The organism is Bacteroidota bacterium (assembly GCA_038746285.1).
GTDB lineage: Bacteria > Bacteroidota > Rhodothermia > Rhodothermales > JANQRZ01 > JANQRZ01.
On the sequence record JBCDKT010000033.1, the window covers coordinates 22,783 to 43,314 of the forward strand.

Annotated in this window: 18 protein-coding genes; 10 read left to right on the forward strand and 8 right to left on the reverse strand. The window is 68.8% G+C overall.

The features are described from left to right. Positions 1-4 precede the first annotated feature (4 nt). Positions 5-1,126 (forward strand): sn-glycerol-3-phosphate ABC transporter ATP-binding protein UgpC, encoded by a 1,122-nt coding sequence (gene ugpC / locus AAGI91_11465; protein ID MEM1043234.1) that lies wholly within the window; start codon positions 5-7, stop codon positions 1,124-1,126. Positions 1,127-1,182: 56 nt separating this feature from the next. After that, positions 1,183-3,552 carry a glycoside hydrolase family 31 protein gene (locus tag AAGI91_11470; GenBank protein ID MEM1043235.1) on the forward strand — a complete coding sequence of 790 codons (2,370 nt, stop codon included), beginning with the start codon at positions 1,183-1,185 and terminating at the stop codon, positions 3,550-3,552. On the opposite strand, the gene AAGI91_11475 is transcribed toward AAGI91_11470, so the two are convergent. From AAGI91_11475 to AAGI91_11490, 4 genes are read right to left on the reverse strand one after another with little or no spacing between them, the layout of a single operon-like run. After that, positions 3,549-4,457 carry a DUF5996 family protein gene (locus AAGI91_11475; GenBank protein ID MEM1043236.1) on the reverse strand — a complete coding sequence of 303 codons (909 nt, stop codon included), beginning with the start codon at positions 4,455-4,457 and terminating at the stop codon, positions 3,549-3,551. The two genes, AAGI91_11470 and AAGI91_11475, sit on opposite strands and share 4 nt — an antisense overlap. An 11-nt stretch (positions 4,458-4,468) precedes the next feature. Then, on the reverse strand, positions 4,469-5,407 hold the full coding sequence (locus AAGI91_11480; protein ID MEM1043237.1) for a ring-cleaving dioxygenase: 939 nt from the start codon (positions 5,405-5,407) through the stop codon (positions 4,469-4,471). Between the two features lie 4 nt (positions 5,408-5,411). After that, positions 5,412-6,092 carry a dienelactone hydrolase family protein gene (locus tag AAGI91_11485; GenBank protein MEM1043238.1) on the reverse strand — a complete coding sequence of 227 codons (681 nt, stop codon included), beginning with the start codon at positions 6,090-6,092 and terminating at the stop codon, positions 5,412-5,414. 33 nt (positions 6,093-6,125) lie between these two features. Continuing rightward, complete coding sequence (locus AAGI91_11490; protein ID MEM1043239.1) at positions 6,126-7,715, reverse strand: MFS transporter; 1,590 nt, start codon at positions 7,713-7,715, stop codon at positions 6,126-6,128. 95 nt (positions 7,716-7,810) lie between these two features. Here AAGI91_11490 and AAGI91_11495 point away from each other — a divergent pair, with 95 nt between their 5' ends. After that, positions 7,811-8,164: a DUF971 domain-containing protein gene (locus AAGI91_11495; GenBank protein MEM1043240.1), complete on the forward strand. Its 354-nt coding sequence runs from the start codon at positions 7,811-7,813 to the stop codon at positions 8,162-8,164. 372 nt (positions 8,165-8,536) lie between these two features. Here the strand turns inward: AAGI91_11495 and AAGI91_11500 are convergent, their stop codons facing one another. Further along, on the reverse strand, positions 8,537-9,364 hold the full coding sequence (locus AAGI91_11500; GenBank protein MEM1043241.1) for a hypothetical protein: 828 nt from the start codon (positions 9,362-9,364) through the stop codon (positions 8,537-8,539). A 37-nt stretch (positions 9,365-9,401) separates the two neighbouring features. Beyond that, positions 9,402-10,736, reverse strand: coding sequence for an OmpA family protein (locus tag AAGI91_11505; GenBank protein MEM1043242.1), 1,335 nt, complete (start codon positions 10,734-10,736; stop codon positions 9,402-9,404). Between the two features lie 303 nt (positions 10,737-11,039). Between AAGI91_11505 and AAGI91_11510 the strand changes: the two genes are divergently transcribed. Next, entirely contained in the window at positions 11,040-12,422 is a 1,383-nt protein-coding gene (locus AAGI91_11510; protein ID MEM1043243.1) for an NAD(P)/FAD-dependent oxidoreductase, read from the forward strand. Between the two features lie 36 nt (positions 12,423-12,458). Here AAGI91_11510 and AAGI91_11515 read toward each other — a convergent pair whose 3' ends face one another. Next, the gene (locus AAGI91_11515) at positions 12,459-12,683 is read right to left on the reverse strand and encodes a cation transporter (protein ID MEM1043244.1); all 225 of its coding nucleotides are present in this window, start codon (positions 12,681-12,683) and stop codon (positions 12,459-12,461) included. A gap of 563 nt (positions 12,684-13,246) precedes the next feature. On the opposite strand from AAGI91_11515, the gene AAGI91_11520 reads away from it, so the two are divergent. The 6 genes from AAGI91_11520 (at position 13,247) to AAGI91_11545 (ending at position 19,651) form a co-directional block, all read left to right on the forward strand. Continuing rightward, on the forward strand, positions 13,247-13,582 hold the full coding sequence (locus AAGI91_11520; protein ID MEM1043245.1) for a hypothetical protein: 336 nt from the start codon (positions 13,247-13,249) through the stop codon (positions 13,580-13,582). 56 nt (positions 13,583-13,638) lie between these two features. Next, positions 13,639-14,700 carry a bifunctional oligoribonuclease/PAP phosphatase NrnA gene (locus tag AAGI91_11525; protein ID MEM1043246.1) on the forward strand — a complete coding sequence of 354 codons (1,062 nt, stop codon included), beginning with the start codon at positions 13,639-13,641 and terminating at the stop codon, positions 14,698-14,700. Between the two features lie 134 nt (positions 14,701-14,834). Next, complete coding sequence (locus tag AAGI91_11530) at positions 14,835-17,024, forward strand: FG-GAP-like repeat-containing protein (GenBank protein ID MEM1043247.1); 2,190 nt, start codon at positions 14,835-14,837, stop codon at positions 17,022-17,024. A gap of 243 nt (positions 17,025-17,267) precedes the next feature. Then, positions 17,268-17,876 (forward strand): hypothetical protein, encoded by a 609-nt coding sequence (locus AAGI91_11535; GenBank protein ID MEM1043248.1) that lies wholly within the window; start codon positions 17,268-17,270, stop codon positions 17,874-17,876. Between the two features lie 2 nt (positions 17,877-17,878). Then, on the forward strand, positions 17,879-19,027 hold the full coding sequence (locus tag AAGI91_11540; GenBank protein MEM1043249.1) for a hypothetical protein: 1,149 nt from the start codon (positions 17,879-17,881) through the stop codon (positions 19,025-19,027). A 120-nt stretch (positions 19,028-19,147) separates the two neighbouring features. Then, on the forward strand, positions 19,148-19,651 hold the full coding sequence (locus tag AAGI91_11545) for a hypothetical protein (GenBank protein MEM1043250.1): 504 nt from the start codon (positions 19,148-19,150) through the stop codon (positions 19,649-19,651). Positions 19,652-19,659: 8 nt separating this feature from the next. Here AAGI91_11545 and purQ read toward each other — a convergent pair whose 3' ends face one another. After that, positions 19,660-20,370, reverse strand: a complete 711-nt coding sequence (gene purQ / locus AAGI91_11550) for a phosphoribosylformylglycinamidine synthase subunit PurQ (protein MEM1043251.1) — start codon at positions 20,368-20,370, stop codon at positions 19,660-19,662. Positions 20,371-20,532: the final 162 nt, after the last annotated feature.

Consider the following 20,532-nt stretch of genomic DNA (forward strand, 5'->3'; position numbering starts at 1 on the left):
CGACATGGCTAGAGTCCGACTCGACACCGTCCGCAAGGTCTACCCCAACGGCTACGAGGCCGTCCACGGCGCGTCGTTCGAGGTGCGGGACGGCGAGTTCGTCGTCTTCGTCGGGCCCTCCGGCTGCGGCAAGTCGACGCTGCTCCGGATGATCGCGGGGCTGGAGGAGATCACGAGCGGGACGCTCACGATCGGCGACCGGGCGGTGAACGACCTCCCGCCGAAGGACCGCGACGTGGCGATGGTCTTCCAGAACTACGCCCTCTACCCGCACCTCACGGTCTACGACAACATGGCCTTCGGGCTGAAGATCCGCAAGTTCCCGAAGTCCGAGATCGACGACCGCGTCCGCGAGGCGGCCCGCATCCTCGGCGTGGACCAGGTGCTCGACCGCAAGCCGAAGCTGCTCTCGGGCGGGCAGCGGCAGCGCGTCGCTGTCGGCCGCGCGATCGTCCGCAAGCCCGAGGTGTTCCTCTTCGACGAGCCGCTCTCGAACCTCGACGCCAAGCTGCGGGTCCAGATGCGGACCGAGATCTCGCGCCTCCATAGCCAGCTCGGCGCGACGATGATCTACGTCACCCACGACCAGGTCGAGGCGATGACGATGGGCGACCGGATCGTGGTGCTTAAAGACGGCGAGGTGCAGCAGATCGACACGCCGCTGCGCCTCTACAACCGCCCCGCCAACCAGTTCGTCGCAGGCTTTATCGGCAGCCCCGCCATGAACTTCCTCTCCGGCCGCATCGAAGGAGCGGGCGACGCGCTGTCGTTCGTTGCCGACGAGACGGGGCTGTCGGTCCCGCTCGGCGCGGCTGACGCGGCGCGACTGCAGTCGCATGCGGGCACGGTCACGCTCGGCATCCGCCCAGAAGACCTCTACGCCGCCGAAGCCCCCGCCGGGGCCGCTTCGAGCCGGTGGACCCTCGACGTGGTCGAGCCGATGGGGAACGAGATCGTGCTCTACGTCCACAGCGGCCCGCACACGGCCGTCGCCCGCGTCGCCCCGCAGCCGGTCCCCGAGCCGGGGTCCGAGATCGGCCTCGCGCTCGACGCGGGCAAGCTGCACTTCTTCGACCGCGAGACCGAGCGCGCCCTCACCGAGACCGAACCCGTCGCGACGGCCTGAACTCTTCTTACGAACGCGTTTCGATGTCCGACCCCTCTTCTTTTTCCGGAGCCGCCGTGACTGAGGTTTCGGCGGCTCCAAGCAGACTCCTGTTCCGCTGCGGAGACACGGCAACGCGCCTGACCCTGCTCGCCGACGGCCTACTCCGCGTTGACCTCTCCCCGACGGGTGCCTTCGGTGACGGGTTCTCGTATGCGCTCGACCCCAACGCCGACTGGCCCGGTCCGAACGTGCTGGCGATGAGCGAGGAGGCTGCCACGCTTCGCACGGGGGCGATGGAAGTCCGCGTGGACCGGGCGACGGGCTGCGTCAGTGTGCTCACTCTGGACGGGCAGGCGGTGCTGGAGGACGCGGCAGCCCCGTCGTGGAGCCGCGACGGCATCAGGCTCAGCAAGCGGCTCCGGGAGCACGAGCGCCTCCTCGGGCTCGGCGACAAGACGGCAGGCATCGACCGGCGCGGCGGGCGCTACGAGCACTGGAACACCGACGCCTTCGCTTTCCAGCGCGGCACCGACCCGGTCTACAAAAGCATCCCTTTCGTCCTCGGCATTGCGACCGAGGAGACGCCCAGCGGCGACGACCGCGCCCTCGCCTATGGCCTGTTCGTGGACACGCCTCGCCGGTCCTTCTTCGACCTCGGCGCGCACGACCCAGCGTGCCTGCGCGTCGAAGCCGAGACCGACCGCCTGACCTACTACGTCTTCCACGCGGCGACGCCGGTCGAGATCGTGCAGCAGTTCACGCGGCTGACCGGCCGCCCGCCGATGTGGCCGAAGTGGGCACTCGGCTACCACCAGTGCCGCTACTCGTACAAGACCGAATCCGAGATCCGTGCCGTCGCCCGGGGCTTCCGCGAGCGGGGCATTCCGTGCGACTCGCTGTACTTCGACATCCACTACATGGACGGCTACCGCGTCTTCACCTGGGACCGCGACGCCTTCCCCGACCCGGCTGGCCTGATCGGCAGCCTCCACGACGAGGACTTCCACACCATCGTGATGGTCGACCCGGGCATCAAGGCCGACGACCCGGACTACGCTGTCGCGCAAGACGGTATCGAGCGCGACATGTTCTGCCGGATGCCGGACGGCTCGCTAGCCACCGGTCCCGTCTGGCCCGGCCCCTGCTACTTCCCAGACTACACCCGTCCCGAGGCCCGCGCCTGGTGGGGCACGCTCCACCGCGACCTCGTCGAAATGGGCGTGGACGGGGTATGGAACGACATGAACGAGCCGGCCGTGTTCGACCCCGACAAGGAGGGCGAGGGCGATGTAGAGGAAGACGCCCTCACACTCCCCGACGAGATGCGGCACAGCTACGAGGGGCGCGGAGCCGACCACGCGACGATGCACAACGTCTACGGAATGCAGATGGTGCGGTCGACCTACGAGGGGCTCGCCCGCCTCCGCCCAGAGCGCCGCCCGTTCGTCATCACCCGCGCCGCCTATCCCGGCACGCAGCGCTATGCCACCGGCTGGACCGGCGACAACTCCTCGACGTGGGACCACCTGCTGCTCGCGCTTCAGCAGTGCCTCAGCCTCAACGCCTCCGGCTTCGCCTTCGCCGGAGCCGACGTGGGCGGCTTCGTCGGTGCTCCGTCGGGTGAACTCCTAGCGCGGTGGACCCAACTCGGCGCGCTCACGCCGCTCTTCCGCAACCATTCCGGCCTCGACACGCCGCCGCAGGAGCCGTGGGCGCTAGGCCCCGAGACCGAGCGCGTCTGCCGCGAAGCCATAGAGCTCCGGTACCGGCTGCTCCCGTACCTCTACACCGTGCTCCACCAGGCTGCGTCGGACGCGCTCCCGATCCTGCGTCCGCTCGCGCTGATGCACCCCGGCGACGTGGCCATCCGTCTGGAGAACCCCGCCGGGTTTTACGTCGGCGACCGGCTGCTGGCGTACCCGGTCCTGAACCAGGGGCAGGCGCATACCGACGTCTACCTCCCCGTCACGCCCGGCGGCTGGTTCGACTTCTGGACGGGAGCACGCCACGAAGGAGGCCAGACGCTCCGCGTCGAAACGCCTCTCGACGTGCTCCCGCTCTGGGTATGCGCCGGGAGCGTACTCCCGCTCGGTCCCGTCCGGCAGCACACAGGCGGGACGTTCGACACGCTCACGCTCCGGGTGTACCCCACCCGCGGCGCCTTCTCTGACGTGCTCTACGACGACGCCGGCGACGGGTGGGACTTCGAGCGCGGAGGGTTCTACCGCTGCACCTTCCACGGGACATGCGACGACGAGGGGGTCCGCATCACGTCCGGGACGGAGGGCACCTTCCCTGCTCCGTGGACCCGGTGGGCCGTCGAGGTCTTCGGCGTTACACCGGTCGAGGTCCTCGCCGACGGAGAGCCGGTCGAGTTCGAGCACGACGAGGTCTGCACGCGCTTCACCGTGCGACCGTCGCAGTCGTTCACCGTGCGGACCTAGGCTCGCTCCAGCGCTTTGCGGTCCCAGTCGGCGAGGTCGGCGGAGGCTTCGTAGGTGCTCTGGAGAAAGGCCATCAGGGCCGCGTCCGGGTCGGAGGCTGATCGCACGGCCTCGTACGGCAAGACGAACTCGCCGAGGTCCTTGTGGAAGTAGGCCGCGTCCGGCTCAGCCTTGCGGTCCGCGAAGCCCTCGGGAGTCGGGTAGGCATACGCGTAGAACGCGGCCTCGCCGAGCCCCGTGCCGGGCCAGAACCCGGCGCTCGACACTTCGTGCGAGTAGGCCTCTTCCATTACCCAGTCGGCGACGTTCGGGTAGCCGCCCGGGTGCGGCGGCGCCGTCCGGCCAGAGAACCGCGTCACGGCGAGGTCGAACGCGCCCCAGAAGAAGTGCGAAGGGCTGCTCTTGCCGAGGAATCGGGCGCGGAACGCCGTGAACACGCGGTCCGCCTGCACGAGAGCACGGTGAAACGCCTGCACCGTCTCGGCGTTGTAGCTCGCGTGCGTCGTGTCGTCGGGGAACGGAATCACCTCTTCCAACTCGACCGGTACCGGCCAGACGGTCACGTCGACCCCGACCTCGCGGAGCGCTCCCATCGCCTTCTCGTAGAATGCTGCGACCGGCATCGGCTCTAGTCCAAACGACGCCTGCTCGCCGTTTGAGGTCTCAACAAGAAGGTCGTGGTTGAGGAGGTCGAAGTCGACCTGCACGGTGCCCGCTGTGTAGGGCATCGGCGACGTAGTGAGGCCGCGCGGGGTGACGTAGAGCGCCGTGCCCCACCAGTGGTTGATGCGCGGGCCGAGCGCGAGGCGCACCTTGCCGACGACCTGCGTCCACAGGTGGACCGTAGCACAGGTGTCCTGCCAGTGTTCCAGCGGTGGCAGCGTGGGCCAGACGGAGTCAGACATGAGGAGGCCGGTTAGTGGGTGAGAGGTGGAAGTCCGGCCTCGATCTGCGCCCGCTGCTCCTCCATCCATGGGGGCAGGATCAGCACCTCGCCGAGGTGCGCGGCGTCCTCGTCGCGGGCGAAGCCGGGGCCGTCGGTGGCAAGCTCGAAGAGGACACCGCCCGGCTCGTGGAAGTAGACCGACTTGAACCAGAACCGGTCGATGAGCGGCGTCGGTCGCAGGCCGGCGCTCTCGACGGCGTGACGGACGGCGCGCTCTTCGTCTTCGTCGTGGACCCGCCACGCGACGTGGTGGACCCCGCCGGCTCCCCGCCCGCCGCGCGGACCGTCTGGGAGCACGCGCACGTCAACAAGTGCTCCCGACGTGCTCCCACTTACACCGTACCGGTGCCACTCGCCTTCTTCCGCTACCTTTTCGAAGCCCATCACCTCGGTAAGCAGGGCCTCGGTTGGGCCAAGACTCGACTCCCAGAGGCAGGCCGTATGCACGCCGCGAACCTGGTGCTCCGCAGGTACCGGACTGCCATTCCATGGCGCAAAACGCCTCTTCCCGTTTACTTCCACCAGCGCCAGCTTCAGTCCGTGCGGATCCTCGAACGGCACGTAGTGCTCCTCAAAGCGCACCTCGTCGTCTCTGGTCTCCACTCCGTGCTCCGCCAGGCGGTCCCGCCAGAACGTCATGCTCCCGACCGGGACAGCGAGCGGGACCTCGACGACTTGGCCCACGCCGGGGCGGGCACGCGGCAGCCCAGCCCAGGGGAAGAACGTGAGGTCGGTGCCGGGCGTGCCCTCGGCGTCGGCGTAGAACAGGTGGTAGGTGTCGGGCGCGTCCTGGTTGATCGACTTCTTGACGAGCCGCATCCCCATCACCTTCGTGTAGAAGTCGAGGTTCTCCTGAGCGTCCCCCGAGATGACCGTGACGTGGTGGATGCCGTGGACAGTGGGTTTCATAGCTTCAGTGAACAGTAGGGTGGAGGCGATTCAGCAGGCGACGGACGTACTCGATCTTGTCATCGTTGACCGTGTGCCCCATGCCAGGATAGACCTGGAGCGTCACCTCAGCCCCGAGGCGTCCGAGTGCATCGGCCGAGTCCTCGACGCGGACGAGCGGGATATGAGGGTCCACGTCGGAGCACCCGAGGAAGACAGGCGTGCCGGCGAGGTCGCCCTCGTAGTCGAGGCGCTTGTCCGCGGGCGGGTCCGCCCCGCGAAGCTGCTCCCGGCCGATCAGCCCGCCGCTGAGCACGGCGACCCCGCCGTACCGTCGGGTGTTGCGGGCGACGTACTCGCTGGCGAGGCACGCGCCCTGCGAGAACCCGGCCAGCACAACGTGCTCCGGCGGCACGCCTCCGGCCTCCAGTTCGTCCAGCATCCGCCCGACGACCTGCAGCGCCGACGAGAGCTTCGGCTCGTTCTGACTGAGCGGGGCGAGGAATGAGTATGGGTACCACGAGCTTCCTGCTGCCTGCGGAGCAAGGTAGGCTAGGTCGCCGCGCCCGAACTCCGAGGCGAGCATGAGGATGTTCTGCGCCGAGGCACCGCGTCCATGCAGGAGGACCACCGCGGCGTGCGCGTCGCCGAGCGGGGTGCCGGATGCGAGGACGGGCTGGTCGGCGTGGGGGTCGGACGGGGGCATGAGCATCCAGGGCGTGGGGCACTGTCGGAACGGCTAGGGCTGGGCCTCCGGTTCCGCGACCGGCCGTATCGTGAGGGCGGCGCAGAGCGCGCTGAGCAGCGCGAGCGCCGCCGAAATCCCTGCTACCCAGCGGAAGCTCGCCACGAAGGCGGCACCGACGAGCGCCTGGAGCGCCGCGCGCTCGTCGCCCTGCAGGGCATCGGGGAGGTCAGCTCCGGTGAGGTCGCTGCGAAAGGGGGCGAGCAGGGCCTCGGTCTGGGCGGACACATCGGCGGCGGCAAGCTGCTCGTCAAGCGCCGCGTTGAACGTGCCGAGGGCGACGACGCCGAGGACAGCAACGGCCAGCAGTCCCGCGATGCGTGACGCCGCGTTGTTGACCCCGGAAGCCGTGCCGGCGTGGCTCTCGTCCACGCTGTCCATCACGACCGTCGTCAGCGGCGCGACGGCAATCGCCATCCCGGTGCCGAGCACCAGCATCGGCGGGAAGAACGTCGTCCAGTACCACCCGCCGACGGACGGCACCACGAGCAGCGCCAGCCCGAGCGCGGTCACGAGCGGCCCGACGACGAGCGGCAGCCGCGCCCCAAACCGCTCCACGAGACCGCCCGCCGGGCGCGAGAAGAAGCCGACCACGAGCGAGAACGGGAGAAACGCCGCCCCGGCCGCGGTCGCCGAGTAGCCCTGCACCTGGATCAGGTTGAACGGTAGGAAGAAGAGCACCCCGGTGAGCGCGAAGTACAGTCCCAGCGTCACCGCGTTGGCTCCGCTGAACGTGGGCGAGCGGAAGAGGTCGAGCGGCACCATCGGGTCTGGGGCTCGCGCTTCGCGCAGGAGGAACAGTCCGAAGAGCCCAACCGCCCCTGCGACGGCAGCGAGGACGACGGAGTCACCCCATCCCCGCTCGGCTGAGGCGATCAGGCCGTAGGTGAGCGCGCCGAAGCTGGCGGCGGCCAGAGCTGCGCCCGCTGCGTCGAGCCGGCCCGTCGAAGCTCGGTCCCGGCTCTCGGGCACCTTCCACAGCGCGATGCCAAGCGTGCCGAGCGCGACTGGGACGACCACGAAAAACACCCACCGCCACGAAAAGGCGTCGACGAGCCACCCGCCGAGCACCGGCCCGAGCGCCGTCGTCAGCGCTGAGAAGCCGGCCCACGTCCCAATCGCCTTGCCGCGCTCCGCCCCCTCGAAGGCGGCCGAGATGATGGCGAGCGAGTTCGGGACGAGGAGCGCCGCCCCGACCCCTTGCACGGCCCGCGCCGCGATCAGCCATCCGGTTGTCGGGGCGAGGCCGCACCCGACCGAGGCGAGGGTGAAGACGACCGTGCCGGCCACAAACAGCCGCCGCCGCCCGAACCGGTCGCCCGCGGAGCCCCCGACCAGGATCAACGCCCCGAGGAAGAGCAGGTAGGCGTTGAGCACCCACTGCACCTCGGCGACCGTCGCGCCGAGTCCGCGCTGCATCGCCGGCAACGCCACGTTGACGACGGAGCCAACGATGAAGGCGAGGCTAGAGCCGCCGATCGTCGCGGCGAGCACCCAGGGCTTGGCGTCCTCTTCGCACGCGTCGGCAGCCCCGCCGTGGGGGCCGGACTCGATGACGCCTTCGTCGCAGGGCGAGCGATGCACGGCGGTGGAGCGGTAGGCGGGGAACGGTAGGCAGCGGCTGTCGGATAGAAGGTACTGGTCCCGCTACCTTTTCCAGCCTCCCGGCCCCCGCCCCCATGCCGGTGCCCTTCCCGATGAACGAACCGCGTACCACCCCGACCCAGATCGCCGTCGACCACGGCCGGCAGGAGCTGACGATTGCGTGGACCGACGGGCACCGGTCGGTCTACTCGTACGAGGGGCTACGCCGGGCTTGCCCGTGCGTCGAGTGCCGGGGCGGACACGGCAAGATGGCAGACCCGGTGGACCCCATCGTGTGGGACCTGCCGAGCCTCCAGACCTACGAACTGAAGGAGGTCCGCCCAGCGGGCAACTACGCCGTCCAGTTCCTCTGGGGCGACGGGCACGTCCACGGCGTCTGGTCGTGGACCTACCTCCGCTCGCTCCGCCCGAGCGCGACCGAAGTCTAACTCAGACGGGTTCGGCAGGCCGGGCTCTGCCTGGATATTGAGCCTGAAGCCCAGCGCGAGTAGGTGGCTTCGTCTCGCAAGGCGCGCGAATCCGCAGGATCAGGGAGCGCAGCGACCTCACCAGCCGTAGCCTCACTACGGCGATGCAGCTGGGCGGGGCGAGCGGAGGCCGATGCCGTGCGCAGGCCAGAGATGGACTTTCCAGACAGAGCCCAGTCCTCTGGCACGTTGAGACGGACAGGTCGCTCCACCTTGTCATCCCGGACCCCGATCCGGGATCTGAGGCGTGGCCCGTAGATGGGCTGCGCCGCTGCTGCGCGGTCTGAACCGAGTTCAGGATGACCTACCTGTCAACGGGAGCTCGTCGCAGCACTAGTTGGGCGGGCCGGCGTTGACCTGGACGTCGGTCACCTGCATCTCGAACTGCATGCTCTCGCCGGCGAGCATCTCCTCGGCCTGCTTCATCTGGTCGCCCAGCATGCGCTCCATCATCTGGCGCTGCGCCTCGGGCATGGACTCCATCTGGCGCTTCGCCTCTTCGAGTTCGCGGAGCACCTCCTCGCGCTCACCGGCGTCCATCGCCCCGCTCGCACCCTGGATCTCCATCACCGTGCGGAACGGGACCGTCAGGCCGTCCACCGTCCGGTAGTCGAGCAGCCGCGTCTCCATCGCGATGGGCGAGGTGCGACCGTCCTGCTTCATCGTACCCGCCATCGTCATCTTGACGACCCGGCGGTCCCGCTTGCCGACGAAGAACGTGACCGTCTCCATCTCGAACTCGGCGTTGGGCATCATGCCCATGTCGCTCATCGCCTCGCCGAAGTCGTCCACCGCGATGACATGCGCAGCTGTGCCGTCCACGTCCTCGGACCCGACGTAGCGCGCCGACTCGCGGATACGGTCGAGCATCTGGAGCGGAGCCATGTTCTCCGTCTCGGCGGGCTGGCTCATTGTCTGCCCACCCGGCAGCGTGATGTAGGTCGTGTAGGTGTAGTCGAGCGGGCCGCCGCCCTCAGCGCGTTCGGCGTAGGTCATGGTCTCGGTGCCCATCACCGTCTGGGTGAGCGTGTAGTTTTCGGCACCGGCCAGGTCGGCCCGGTACTGGTCGAGCACGTCGTCGAGCACCTGCTGGGCGGACTGGGCCTGCCCGGCGAGCGGAAGGAGGAGGGCGAGGAGCACGAGGGTCGGGAAGCGGAGCATGGCGTTGCGTAGGAGGGAATAAGGAAGGCGAGAGCGGCTAGAGTACGACCAGTTCGACGCGGCGGTTCGTCTGGCGGCCCTCGGGCGTGGCGTTGTCGGCGACGGGGACAGCTTGTCCCATCCCGGCGGACTCGAGGCGCTCGGGGCCGATGCCTTCGCGCTGGACGAGGTAGTCGCGGACGGCGGCGGCGCGGCGCTCGGAGAGCTGCTGGTTGGCCTCGGCCGAGCCGGTGTTGTCGGTGTGGCCCTCGATGCGGAGGCGGAGGTCGCCGTGCTGCTGGAGCGCGCGGGCGATCTCGCTGAGCGTCGGCGTGGACTCGGGGCGGATCGTGGCGCTGCCGGTGTCGAAGAGAATGCCTTGCGTCGCGTAGCGCCCGTCGGCGGCGAGTTTCTCGTAGACGCGGTCCCGCCCGCCCTCGGCCACGCGGACGTTGTCGAGGTAGATCCAGTTCTCCTCGCCCCGGCTGACCCAGCCGCCGACGTGGACGAGGATCTCGCTGCCCCGGCCGATGTCGGCGTTCGGGATGTTGGCGATGCGCTGCTGGTCGAGGTACATCTTGACGTAGCTCCCGTCGACCGCGATGCGGACCGGCACCATGCGCTCGTGCAGCGCACCGTAGTTCACGCCGTTCGTCGTCCCCCCGCTGCCGCCGAAGACGCCGACCTTGCCGTGGTAGCCGCCGTTGACGGCGAAGTGCGCCTGCGGCCAGTCGGACGGGCGGAAGTCCGGCTCGCTGCGCCCTTCGGGCGTGCTGGTGCCGAGCGTGAAGTTGCTGTAGTACGGCACGAAGAGGTCGAACTCGACCGTGAAGCGCTCGGGGAGCGTCGCCGGCAGCGGGAGCGCGAAGCGAGAGTCGCTGGTGAAGCGGAGCATCTGGCTGCCGCCGTTCTCGACGACCTCCATCGCGCCGTTGATGAACCGGAGGCGGCGCGGCACGTCCCCGACGTAGGCGCGCTCGTAGTCGTCGAAGAAGAGGACCGTCTGGCCGGGAACGAAGTCGTAGTTGGCCCAGGCACCTTCGCCGGGACGCATCGAGGCTGGTGCGTCGTCCGGTGCCGCCGCAGGGGTACCGGTCGGCTGCTGGTCGTCGGGAAGCGGCGTGCCCTCGTCGTCCACGTAGACGACCTCCTTGCCTTCGGCGCGGGCCTCCTCCACGCAGGCGTCGTCACCGACGACGCAGCCGACGACGTCGTCGCCGAGCTCGAACATGCCGGTCACGGCGGCGTCGGCGCGGCGGGCGGTCTCGCGCTCGACGGCGCGCTCGGCTCCGCGCTTGGCGGCCTCGCGGGCCTTCTTCCAGAACTGAGCGTCGGCGGGTTGCGCACCCAGCAGCAGGACAAACAGGGCGGCGAACAGCGGGCGGATAGACATGGCTTCGGTGGCGATGGATGGACAGGAGGTAGCGCTCGCTCGGGAGCCGCTATCCCTATCACGACTGAAGGCGTTCGGGGAGGTCAGCGGGCCGCTGCTCTTTTTGCGAGCTCCGCGTGGAGGCGCTCGGCGGGGACACCGCTTGGGCGGACACCTCGCTCCGCGACGACGCAGGCCCCGGGCGCATAGCCGAGGCCCTTTACCAAGACCTGCCCAGGTGCCGATAGTATGGTCTGTTTCACAGATCCTCGGCAACCTCGTGCGCCGCGTAGCGTACGGCCCGGTGCACATACTCCTGATGCCATGCCTGATGTCATGGAAGTCGAACCCATCCGCTCCGTCGACGCCGTTCCTGCTGCCGATGGGATGAAGCCGCGCCCCCGCGTCGTGATCGTAGGCACCGGGCACGCAGGCCTCGAAGCAGTCAAAGCCCTGCGGAAAGCGCGCGTGGACGTCCTGCTCGTGGACCGCAACAACTACCACAAGTTTCAGCCGCTGCTCTACCAGGTCGGCACGTCGGGGTTGCCGCCGGGGGACATCACCCAGCCCGCCCGCCACATCTTCCAGGGCCAGACGAACTTCGACTTTCTCCTCGGCAAGGTCGTCGGCGTGGACTTCGAGAAGCGCCAGGTGCTGCTCGAAGCCGGGCGGCCGCTGTGGTACGACTACCTGATCCTCGCCACCGGGGCCTCGACCAACTACTTTGGCGTCGAGGGGGCCAGGCGCTACGGCTTCCCGTTGAAGAACGTCCCCGACGCCATCAACCTGCGGAGCCACGTCATCGAGCGCTTCGAGACGGCGAACCGGAACCCTGGCCTGATCGAGGACGGCGTGCTCACGTTCGTCGTCGTCGGCGGCGGCGCGACGGGCGTTGAGACGGCGGGGGCGCTCGTCGAGTTGTTCGACCGCGTCTTCGAGCGCGACTTTCCTGGCCTCGACGTAGACCGTGCCCGGGTCGTCCTCCTCGAACGGGGCGACAGCCTGATGGCGGGCTACAAGCCGGAACTCCGGGCCTACACGAAAGAGGTGCTGGAGCGGCGCGGCGTCGAGGTCCGCCTGGGCAGCGCCGTGGAGCGCGTGACGGCGCGCGAGGTCTCCCTGGAGGGCGGCGAGGTAATCGAGACTCAGACGCTCGTCTGGGCCGCCGGCGTCCGCGCCAACCCCCTCGCCGACGTGCTGGGCGTCGAGCAGACGAGCGGATACCGAATTCTCGTCGACGAGCACCTCCGCCTTCCCGACCACCCTGAAGTGTTCGTGGCGGGCGACCTGTCCGGAGCCTCCAGCCCCGAGGGCGAGCTCTACCCCCAGGTGGCGCAGGTAGCGATCCAGCAGGGCATCCATGCCGCCGAGACCATTGAGCGCGCCGAGCGCGGCCTGCCCCCGGAGCCGTTCCGCTACCGCGACCTCGGCATGATGGCGACGATCGGCCGCAACGCCGCCATCGTCCAGTTCCCGGGCGGGCGCGGCCTCAAGGGCTTCATCGCTTGGCTGGCCTGGGCCGGGCTCCATGTCGTCAAGCTGACGGGCTTCCGCAACCGGCTCGGCGTGCTCCTGAACTGGACCTACAGCTACCTCACCTACGACCGCGGCCCGCGCCTCATCCTGACGACGTTCCCGGAGACCGACGAGGTAAACAGTCGGGAACAGCCCATCCTCACGGCCGCACCCACGACACCGGCGGCTTGAGGGTCGGCAGACCCGCGCCTCGCCTGAGCCCCGTGCTCAGGCGACCCGCTCGACCGACCGCACTGCGTAGCCCTCGTCTGCGAGCGCTTCGGTGATGGACCCGGCCGACACGCGCTGCGCCTCGTAGCGCACCCGCGCCTCCCCGATGCCGACGGTCTCGACCTGGAGGCCGTCTAGCTGAGCGAGCGCGCCCTCGACGGCCGCTACGCAGTGCCGGCAACTCATGCCTTCGATGTGGATGTCCGACGTAACGGTGGGCATGGGGCTGTGGGCTGGAGCGATGGCCCCGTGCTACTCCAGACGCCCCGCAGGGTTCTAGACCCGTACGGTCTGTTGGAACGGCCTCGCCTCGTCTGATTCGACGGCGTGGGTGCGGACAGGCGGCTCGCTCACCGTCTGGTTGAACGTAATCGCGGCAAGGCCGAGGAGGATAACCGTGAGAAATAGAAGGAGGAAGTGATACAGGCTCATAGCGAGGGTTTTTTTCGTCATTACTGCTGTTCTGCCACATACCGTGCCGAAGGCCGATACGCTCGTCGTAGGGAACTGAAATGCAATCGCGGGGGGCGGTATACTTGGCGGCGCCGGTCCTCCCGCTCCCGAGACTCCGACGTCCGCCTTACCTCAAGCACTCCCCCATGAAAGGGCTCTTCTGTTTGTTCGCCGTTGGCCTGCTCGCTCTGCCTGCGCGTGCCCAGTCCGCTGACTACGCCAGGCCGCTCCCCCCGTCCCGGCAGGCGCTGTGGGTAGGGATGGGGGGCGGCGTGGGCCGCTTTGCGCCGGGTCTCGCTGGCCTGGACAACGACGGTTCATCCGCCGTGACCATGTACGCTACGTACCGCTTCAAGCGCCACCTTGTCACCGCCCGAGCCTTCGGAGTCGCAGACTTCTCTGTGTTTTCCATCGGTAGTGTTGGCGACTATGGCCTGCTCTACGGTCGGTATCTGGCCAGCGGCGACCTCTTTCTCTCGGCCAGTGCGGGCCTCGCGCTCGTTGAGGCTTCGCAACAGCGGCTCGCGCTAGGCCTCCCCCTCCAGGCTCAGGCGACGTGGCGACCCACCGACCTGATCGGCTTCAGCGTCCTCGCTTTCGGCAACGCGAACCCGAGCTACCCGTTCGGCGGCGTGACCGTGGGCCTCCAGGTGGGCAACCTGCGCTGAACCTTTCGCCGGGGCGACCGTTGGCTAGGGCCGTCTGGTTTTCTCCGCTTCTCGCCATGCCGCACCCGGTCCTCCAGCATCTCCTCGACGCCGAGCGCATCGTCATCACGACGCACATCCGCCCGGACGGGGACGCCCTCGGCTCGCAGATCGCGCTCGGGCTGTTCCTCCGCACCCTCGGCAAGCAGGTCACGCTCCTCAACGCCGACGCCCCGCCGCGCAACCTCGAGTGGATGCTCGACCTCGCAAAGGTGACGACGTTTACCGGGGCGCTCAAGCAGCTCAAGAAAGTCAACGAGGCCGACGCGCTCGTGATCGTGGACACCAACTCCGAGGACCGCATCGGCAAGCTCGGCCCGGTCCTGCGCGACCAGGCTGCGCCGAAGCTCCTGATCGACCACCACCCCGGTCCCGAGGCCTGGTTCGACCACCAACTGCTGCGGACCGACGCCTCGGCCGCCGGCGAGATCGTCTACGACCTCATCGCCGAGCACGACGCCGGCCTGATCGACGCCGAGATTGCGACGGCCCTCTACACCGCGATCATGACCGACACCGGCTCGTTCCGCTACGGCTCGACGACGGCCCGTGTCCACACGATCGTCTCCGACCTCCTGGCGCGCGGCGACATCGCCCCGGAGCCGATCCACGTCGCGATCTTCGACACGCGGATGCCGAGCACGCTCCGCCTCCTCTCGCGTGCGCTCGACACGATCACGCCGGTCTACGACGGGCAGATCGCTTACATCGTCGTCTCGCTGGACGCGATGAACGGCGTCGGGGCGCGGTCAGACGAGGCCGAAGGGCTGACGGGCTACCCGCTTTCGCTCGAAGGCGTCAAGGCGGTCGTGATGTTCCTCGAGACGCCGTCCGGGATCAAGTGCTCGTTTCGGTCGAAGGGGGCGCTGGCCATCAACGGGTGGGCGCGGGCCTTCGGCGGCGGCGGCCACCGCAACGCCGCCGGGGCCTACCTCCGCGGCGAGCCGCTCAGCGAGGCCATCGACCGCGTGATCGCCGCCGCGCCGCAGCACCTCGACCTGGGCGCCGAGTACGAACTCAGCGACGAGATCTCCGACGACGACCTCGCCCTCCTGGCCTCGTTCCAGGGCAAACTGTGAGCCGGTAGGCTGCGGAAGTCCGCAGTGCAAGCCCTCGGGCGAGGCACGCCTCGCCCCTGCGGTGCTGAGCACGATGGTCTCGGTATCTTTTCTGTCGTCTGCCCCACCGTCTTCCGTCCCACTGTCCACCGGATATGCTCCGCTTCCTTCCGCTCTGCCTCCTCGCGGCCGCCGCCTCGGCGCAGCCCCTCGACTTCGAGCGGCAGATCACGCCGTTCCCCGTCCTCGACGCCGACGGCGATCCGTACGACCTCGCCTTCGCCGGGGCCTTCAACAATCCGCGCACGCAGCTCGCCGACCCCGACGGCGACGGCACCTTCGGGCTGTTCATCCTCGAAGAGCAGGGCCGGATCAGCCACTACGAGCACACGGGTGCGCTGGACTTCGCGTGGCGCTCGGACCAGTACGCCGGGATCGACGCCGGCTCGTGGTTCCGCTTCGGCGACCTCGACGGCGACGGCGACGAGGACCTCATCACGCAGCGGCCCTCCGGGCAGGTCCGCTACTGGGAGAACGGCGGCGGCAGCGCGCCCAGCTTCACGCTTGGGGCCGACCCGCTCCTCGACCTGGCCGGCGACCCCGTCGCGCCCGAGGACCCCAACGTGCCGGCCCTCGCCGACGTGGACGGCGACGGCGACCTCGACCTCTTCCTCGGCCGCGCCGACAGCGGCAAGATCCGCTGGTATCGCCACACCGGGGCCGAGGGTGGCGTCCCGCAGTACGAACTCGCGGGCGAGCAATTCCAGGACATCGTCATCTTCGAGTCCAACCCGACGTGCGGAGACGATCCCACGCAGCCGCTCTACATCACCCCGGGTGCGCCCGCGCCGGGGTCGTCGCGCGGCTCGCTCCACGGCCAGAACGCCCTCACCTTCGCCGACCCCGACGGCGACGGCGACCTCGACCTTTTCTGGGGCGACTTCTTCACGCCGAGCCTCTACTTCTTCGAGAACACCGGCTCCGCCGCAGAGCCCGGCCTCGAGTTCATCTCCGAGCAGTACCCGCTCGACAACCCGCTCACGAGCGCCGGCTACAACGTCCCCAGCTTCCGGGACCTCGACGGCGACGGCGACCTCGACCTCGTCATCGGCATCGTCGGCGGGTTCTGCTCGACGACGGCCAACATCATCGACAACCTCTACTACCTCGAGAACACCGGCACCCCGACCGCGCCGGACTACCGGGAGCAGACGAGCCGGCTCCTCGACGCGGTCGATGTCGGCCGCGCGAGCTATCCGGCGGCCGAGGACCTCGACGGCGACGGCGACCTCGACCTCCTCGTCGGCAGCGGGTTCAACCCGGGCGCGCCGGCGCGCGGCAGCTTCTTCCGCTTCGAGAACACCGGCACCCCGGCGGCCCCGCAGTTCCGCCTCGCCGAGGACGACTTCCTCAGCCTCGACGTGGACTTCGCCAACCACTACGCCCCGGCCTTCGGCGACCTCGACGGCGACGGGCGGCGCGACCTGCTCGTCGGCACCTTCGGCGGGCGGATGGCCTTCCTCCTCAACACCGGCGGCGGGTTCGAGCTGACGGTCGAGGCGCTCCAGGACCTCGACGTCGGCTCGACGGCCACGCCGACGCTCGGCGACCTCGACGGCGACGGCGACCTCGACCTCCTCGTCGGCGAGTTCTCGGGGACGCTCAACTACTTCCGCAATGACGGCTCGGTGCAGCTCCCGAACTTCGTCGAGGCCACGCTCCCCGGTCTCTTCGACGTGAGCGACCCCGAGGACCCCGAGAGCATCGACGTCGGCCGCTACAGCGCGCCGCACCTCGCCGACGTGGACCGCGACGGCGACCTCGACCTCTTCCTCGGGACCGAGCGCGACGACGTGCTCTTCTACCGGAACACCGGCTCCCCGGAGGCCCCGGCGTTCGAGGTCCAGCCCTTCGACGTGGGGGCGCTCCGCTACAACACCTCGCCCACCGCTGCCGACCTCGACGGTGACGGCGACCTCGACCTCCTCGCGGGCGACCTCGCCGGGGGCCTCCTCTACCTGGACAACAGGCAGATCACGACTTCCAGCGCCCTTCCGCCTGCTGCTCCGGGTCGCGCCCGGTTGCAGACGTTTCCTAACCCGTTCGGGGCCGACACCACGCTCCGCGTCGGCGCAAGCCGCGAGCCGATGACGCTCGCCGTTTTCGACGCGGCTGGGCGCGAGGTGCGGCGCTGGGCACTGGGTCCGCACGAGGCGGCGCAGTCCGTTTCGTGGGACGGGACGATGGCCTCCGGCACGCCGGTGCCGAGCGGGCTCTACGTCGCCCGCCTCACGGCCGGGGACCGCCTGCTCGGCACCCAGAAGCTGACCCGGCTGCGGCAGTGACAGGGCATCTCTACTCTGTACCCGGGGCGTGGACGCAGCCATCGGACAAACAGTTTAAGGTTGCCGTGCTCCTCGCCCGGCAGGTGAGGCCATCCGACGACGCAGCAGATCAGCGGCGGGCAGCCTGAGCACCGCCTGAGACGGCGCGTGCGGGCACCATCGCAATTGACTCCCCTGCAGGCGTGGTCTATATTCGGACGGGCTATGTTTGAAGGCTTTCGGAACCGCTACTCTCGTTTTTCTATGGATCAGAGTCTCTCTCGCCGTGCGCTAGACCCAGTGGTGCCTGCACCCGGATTGGCCCTCGCCGGGAGGCCTACCCCTTGGTGGCTGGTTCCGATCTTTGCGTTCGCCCTGCTCTTCCTCTGTGGGCAGCTCGCAATCAAACACACGCGCTCCGAACCGTTTCCGACGTTCTTGCTTCCCGGTGGAGCGACGCTCTACCACGCAGACGCGGAGGCGCTGGTCTACCGGCGGCAAGAGTTCCTGGTGGTCGGCCCGGACGGGACCGAGACCTCCGTCCCGATCGTGGAGCTCTTGCCGGGCATCCACCCAGGCATCCACCGGATCATCGTCCGGGATGGCTTCGGCCTCAGCAGACCCGGGCCGCGCCGTCCTCCCATCCGGCTCGGCCCGGTGACGATCCCGGTAACAGGGGGTGTCATCACCGAGGAGGAGATCCGCGAGACCAGGGCGTGGCTGCGCCAGAACGCCGAAGCAGCTGCCGGTCATCCGGCCGCTGCGCTCCGGATAGTTAACCGCATGTACCGCCTGGAACCGCTAGCGCCTGCCGAGGACGAGGAGGTAGTCCGGGTCATCTCGGACAGGACGCTCACCCTCTTACCTGAATAGCAGTGACCCTGTTCAACCGCTGGATACACAGCTACGCCGTGCCGACCGAGGGGCTCGCGCTCTTCCGCATCCTCTTCGCCGGCCACACCCTACTGCTGGGGTTCCCGACGTTCGGCTGGGTGAGCTCGCTCCCACCTGCCTTCTTCAGCCCGCCGGAGTTCAGCCTCGGGGCGTTCTTCGCCAGCATGCCCAGCGCGTTTTTCCTCAATGCCCTCTTCGTCGCCGAGGCTGTCCTCGTTGTCGCGCTCCTGTTTGGCTACCGGACGCGCCTCGTCTCTCTCCTCCTAGCGGCCGTCATCTCGGTCGGGCTGACGTTCGTGTATTCGCAAGGGAAGATCCAGCACGGGACGACCTTCTTCATCCTTACCGTGCTTGTGATGGCCTTCTCGCGGTGGGGAGACGCCTTCTCGCTGGACGCCGTGCGGCGCCGGGACGGCGGTCTGCAGGAGCCGCCGTCCGTCGCATGGGCCAACGCATGGCCCGTGGCCCTCATGGCGCTTGCAATAGCGTTCGGCTACTTCTCGGCAGGGTTCCCCAAGTCTCTCGTTTGGTTGGACTTCGACCTCAACACACATGGCGCACGAGACTGGCTCTCCGGTAGGGTCCAGCGCGGAGACCAGGGAGTCTTCGGCCTCTGGCTGTTTCACAACCACACCAATGCGCTTGCGTGGGAGCTGACGGACCTCACGGCTGTAGCCTTCGAGATCGGCTTCCTGTTCGCCGTCCTCCACTTCCGCCTGTTCAGGACCTTTCTCGTCCTAGCCGTCGTCTTCCACACGGCGAATACATTCATCCTCGGGATCGACTTCACGCGCCTCGGCTTCATCTACGCGCTGTTCATGCCGTGGGAGCGCCTGCTCGCAGGCCGGTGGGGCGAGCGTCTGCGATCGGCGGGGGCGGTGTTCGCCTCGCCGCGCCTTTTCCTGTCGGTGATGGTGCTGGTGGCCGTCCTCGCCCTGGCGGTGCTCCCATTCGAGGTCCGGTGGTTCGGTCTCTTGAATCTCCCGCTGAGCCTCATTCTTGGCGAGGCGCTCAGGGCCGTCACGACGACAATCACGGTTGTCTTCGGGCTGCTCGTCGGAGCCGCCATCCTCCGCTCGCTTCTCGTGGACCTGTCAGTCGCGCTCCGAACCCGGCGCGAGGCTGCGTAGTCGGCTAGTCTCGCCGCTGAGTCCTGACTGGGCGAGGCGCGCGCTAGCTTGTCCAGGAGGAGCGCGTGACGCAGAGCGACCTTACGGCGGCACAAGGGAAGCACTCGCCCCCTTGCTGCCATGCGCGCCCTGCTCCTGCTCTTCCTCGCCGTGACGGCTACCGCGCAACCGGCTCGCTACACCGCCTTCGTCGAGGTGCTCGGCAACACCGGCATCGCATCTCTCAACTTCGACTCGGTGAGCGAGCGCGGGTACGGCTTTCGGGTCGGCGGCTTCGTCGTTCCCGATCCGCTGTTTGGGTGCCGCGATACGGATCTATCGTGCCGGCATGAGGAGGAGGAGCGGGCGCTCGCTGCCGCGTTCATCGTCGTAATGGGGCACCGGCTGGTGGGCACGAGACATCACAAGCTGGAGCTGGGTCTCGGCGTCCTCGTCGGGACGGCCGAGCCAGGCGTGCTCAGCGCCCTGCCGCGCGCGGCGCTCACCGCGACGCTCGGGTACCGCATCCAGCCGGAGACTCGGGGGCCTGGGCTTCGCGTCGGGCTTGCGCCGATCATCGCCCCGGACCGGGTGCTGCTCCGCCCCGGCGTCAGCCTGAGCTACGGCCTGCCCACGCCGCGCTGAGAGGAGAGCTACGCCGCTACGCCCGCCCGAACGTGCTCGATGAGAGACCGGAAGACGAGCGCCCCGTCGGCCGAGCCGAGCAGGCCCTCGGCGCAGCGCTCCGGGTGCGGCATCATGCCGAGCACGTTGCCCGCCTCGTTGACGATCCCGGCGATGTTCTGCGCCGAGCCGTTCGGGTTGGCCGCGTCCGTGACCTCGCCCTCGGCGGTGGCGTAGCGGAAGACGACCTGCCCGTTCGCTTCCAGCCGGTCGAGTGTCTCAGCGTCGGCGTGGTAGTTGCCCTCGCCGTGGGCGACCGGGATCATCAGCGTCTGCCCGGCCTCGGCGGCGTTCGTAAACGGCGTGTCGGCGTTCTCGACGCGGAGGTGGACGTCCTTGCAGCCGAACCGGAGGGACGCGTTCCGCATGAGGGCCCCCGGCAGGAGGCCGGCCTCGCACAGCACCTGGAAGCCGTTGCAGACGCCGAGCACGAGGCCGCCTTCGTTTGCGAAGCGCACCACGTCTTTCATCACCGGCGAAAACCGGGCGATGGCTCCGGAGCGAAGGTAGTCGCCGTAGGAAAAGCCGCCGGGGACGATCACCACGTCGGCCTCGCCGATAGAGTCTTCCTTGTGCCAGACGAACCGGGCATCCTGGCCCATGACGTGCTTCGCGGCGTGGTAGGCGTCGTGGTCGCAGTTGGAGCCAGGGAAGACGAGGACAGCGAAGCGGACAGGCATGGCGCGGGGGGGCGAGAGTCAGGAGTCCGAGGTCGGGAGCCGAAGATAGGGACGGAGGACGGGGAGGATTTCTATGGCGTGGGGAGAATGGGCAGAGTGGGCGGATGGGCGGATGGGCGGATGGGCGGATGGGCGGATGGGCGGATGGGCGGATGGGCGGAT

What these genes read in the sequence shown, in the direction of transcription:
- ugpC (MEM1043234.1), top strand. Translation starts at nt 5, where the DNA reads ATGGCTAGAGTCCGACTCGACACCGTCCGCAAGGTCTACCCCAACGGC.
- AAGI91_11475 (MEM1043236.1), bottom strand. Translation starts at nt 4,457, where the DNA reads ATGTCTGACTCCGTCTGGCCCACGCTGCCACCGCTGGAACACTGGCAG.
- AAGI91_11480 (MEM1043237.1), bottom strand. Translation starts at nt 5,407, where the DNA reads ATGAAACCCACTGTCCACGGCATCCACCACGTCACGGTCATCTCGGGG.
- AAGI91_11485 (MEM1043238.1), bottom strand. Translation starts at nt 6,092, where the DNA reads ATGCCCCCGTCCGACCCCCACGCCGACCAGCCCGTCCTCGCATCCGGC.
- AAGI91_11495 (MEM1043240.1), top strand. Translation starts at nt 7,811, where the DNA reads ATGCCGGTGCCCTTCCCGATGAACGAACCGCGTACCACCCCGACCCAG.
- AAGI91_11500 (MEM1043241.1), bottom strand. Translation starts at nt 9,364, where the DNA reads ATGCTCCGCTTCCCGACCCTCGTGCTCCTCGCCCTCCTCCTTCCGCTC.
- AAGI91_11505 (MEM1043242.1), bottom strand. Translation starts at nt 10,736, where the DNA reads ATGTCTATCCGCCCGCTGTTCGCCGCCCTGTTTGTCCTGCTGCTGGGT.
- AAGI91_11510 (MEM1043243.1), top strand. Translation starts at nt 11,040, where the DNA reads ATGCCTGATGTCATGGAAGTCGAACCCATCCGCTCCGTCGACGCCGTT.
- AAGI91_11515 (MEM1043244.1), bottom strand. Translation starts at nt 12,683, where the DNA reads ATGCCCACCGTTACGTCGGACATCCACATCGAAGGCATGAGTTGCCGG.
- AAGI91_11520 (MEM1043245.1), top strand. Translation starts at nt 13,247, where the DNA reads ATGTACGCTACGTACCGCTTCAAGCGCCACCTTGTCACCGCCCGAGCC.
- AAGI91_11525 (MEM1043246.1), top strand. Translation starts at nt 13,639, where the DNA reads ATGCCGCACCCGGTCCTCCAGCATCTCCTCGACGCCGAGCGCATCGTC.
- AAGI91_11530 (MEM1043247.1), top strand. Translation starts at nt 14,835, where the DNA reads ATGCTCCGCTTCCTTCCGCTCTGCCTCCTCGCGGCCGCCGCCTCGGCG.
- AAGI91_11535 (MEM1043248.1), top strand. Translation starts at nt 17,268, where the DNA reads ATGGATCAGAGTCTCTCTCGCCGTGCGCTAGACCCAGTGGTGCCTGCA.
- AAGI91_11545 (MEM1043250.1), top strand. Translation starts at nt 19,148, where the DNA reads ATGCGCGCCCTGCTCCTGCTCTTCCTCGCCGTGACGGCTACCGCGCAA.
- purQ (MEM1043251.1), bottom strand. Translation starts at nt 20,370, where the DNA reads ATGCCTGTCCGCTTCGCTGTCCTCGTCTTCCCTGGCTCCAACTGCGAC.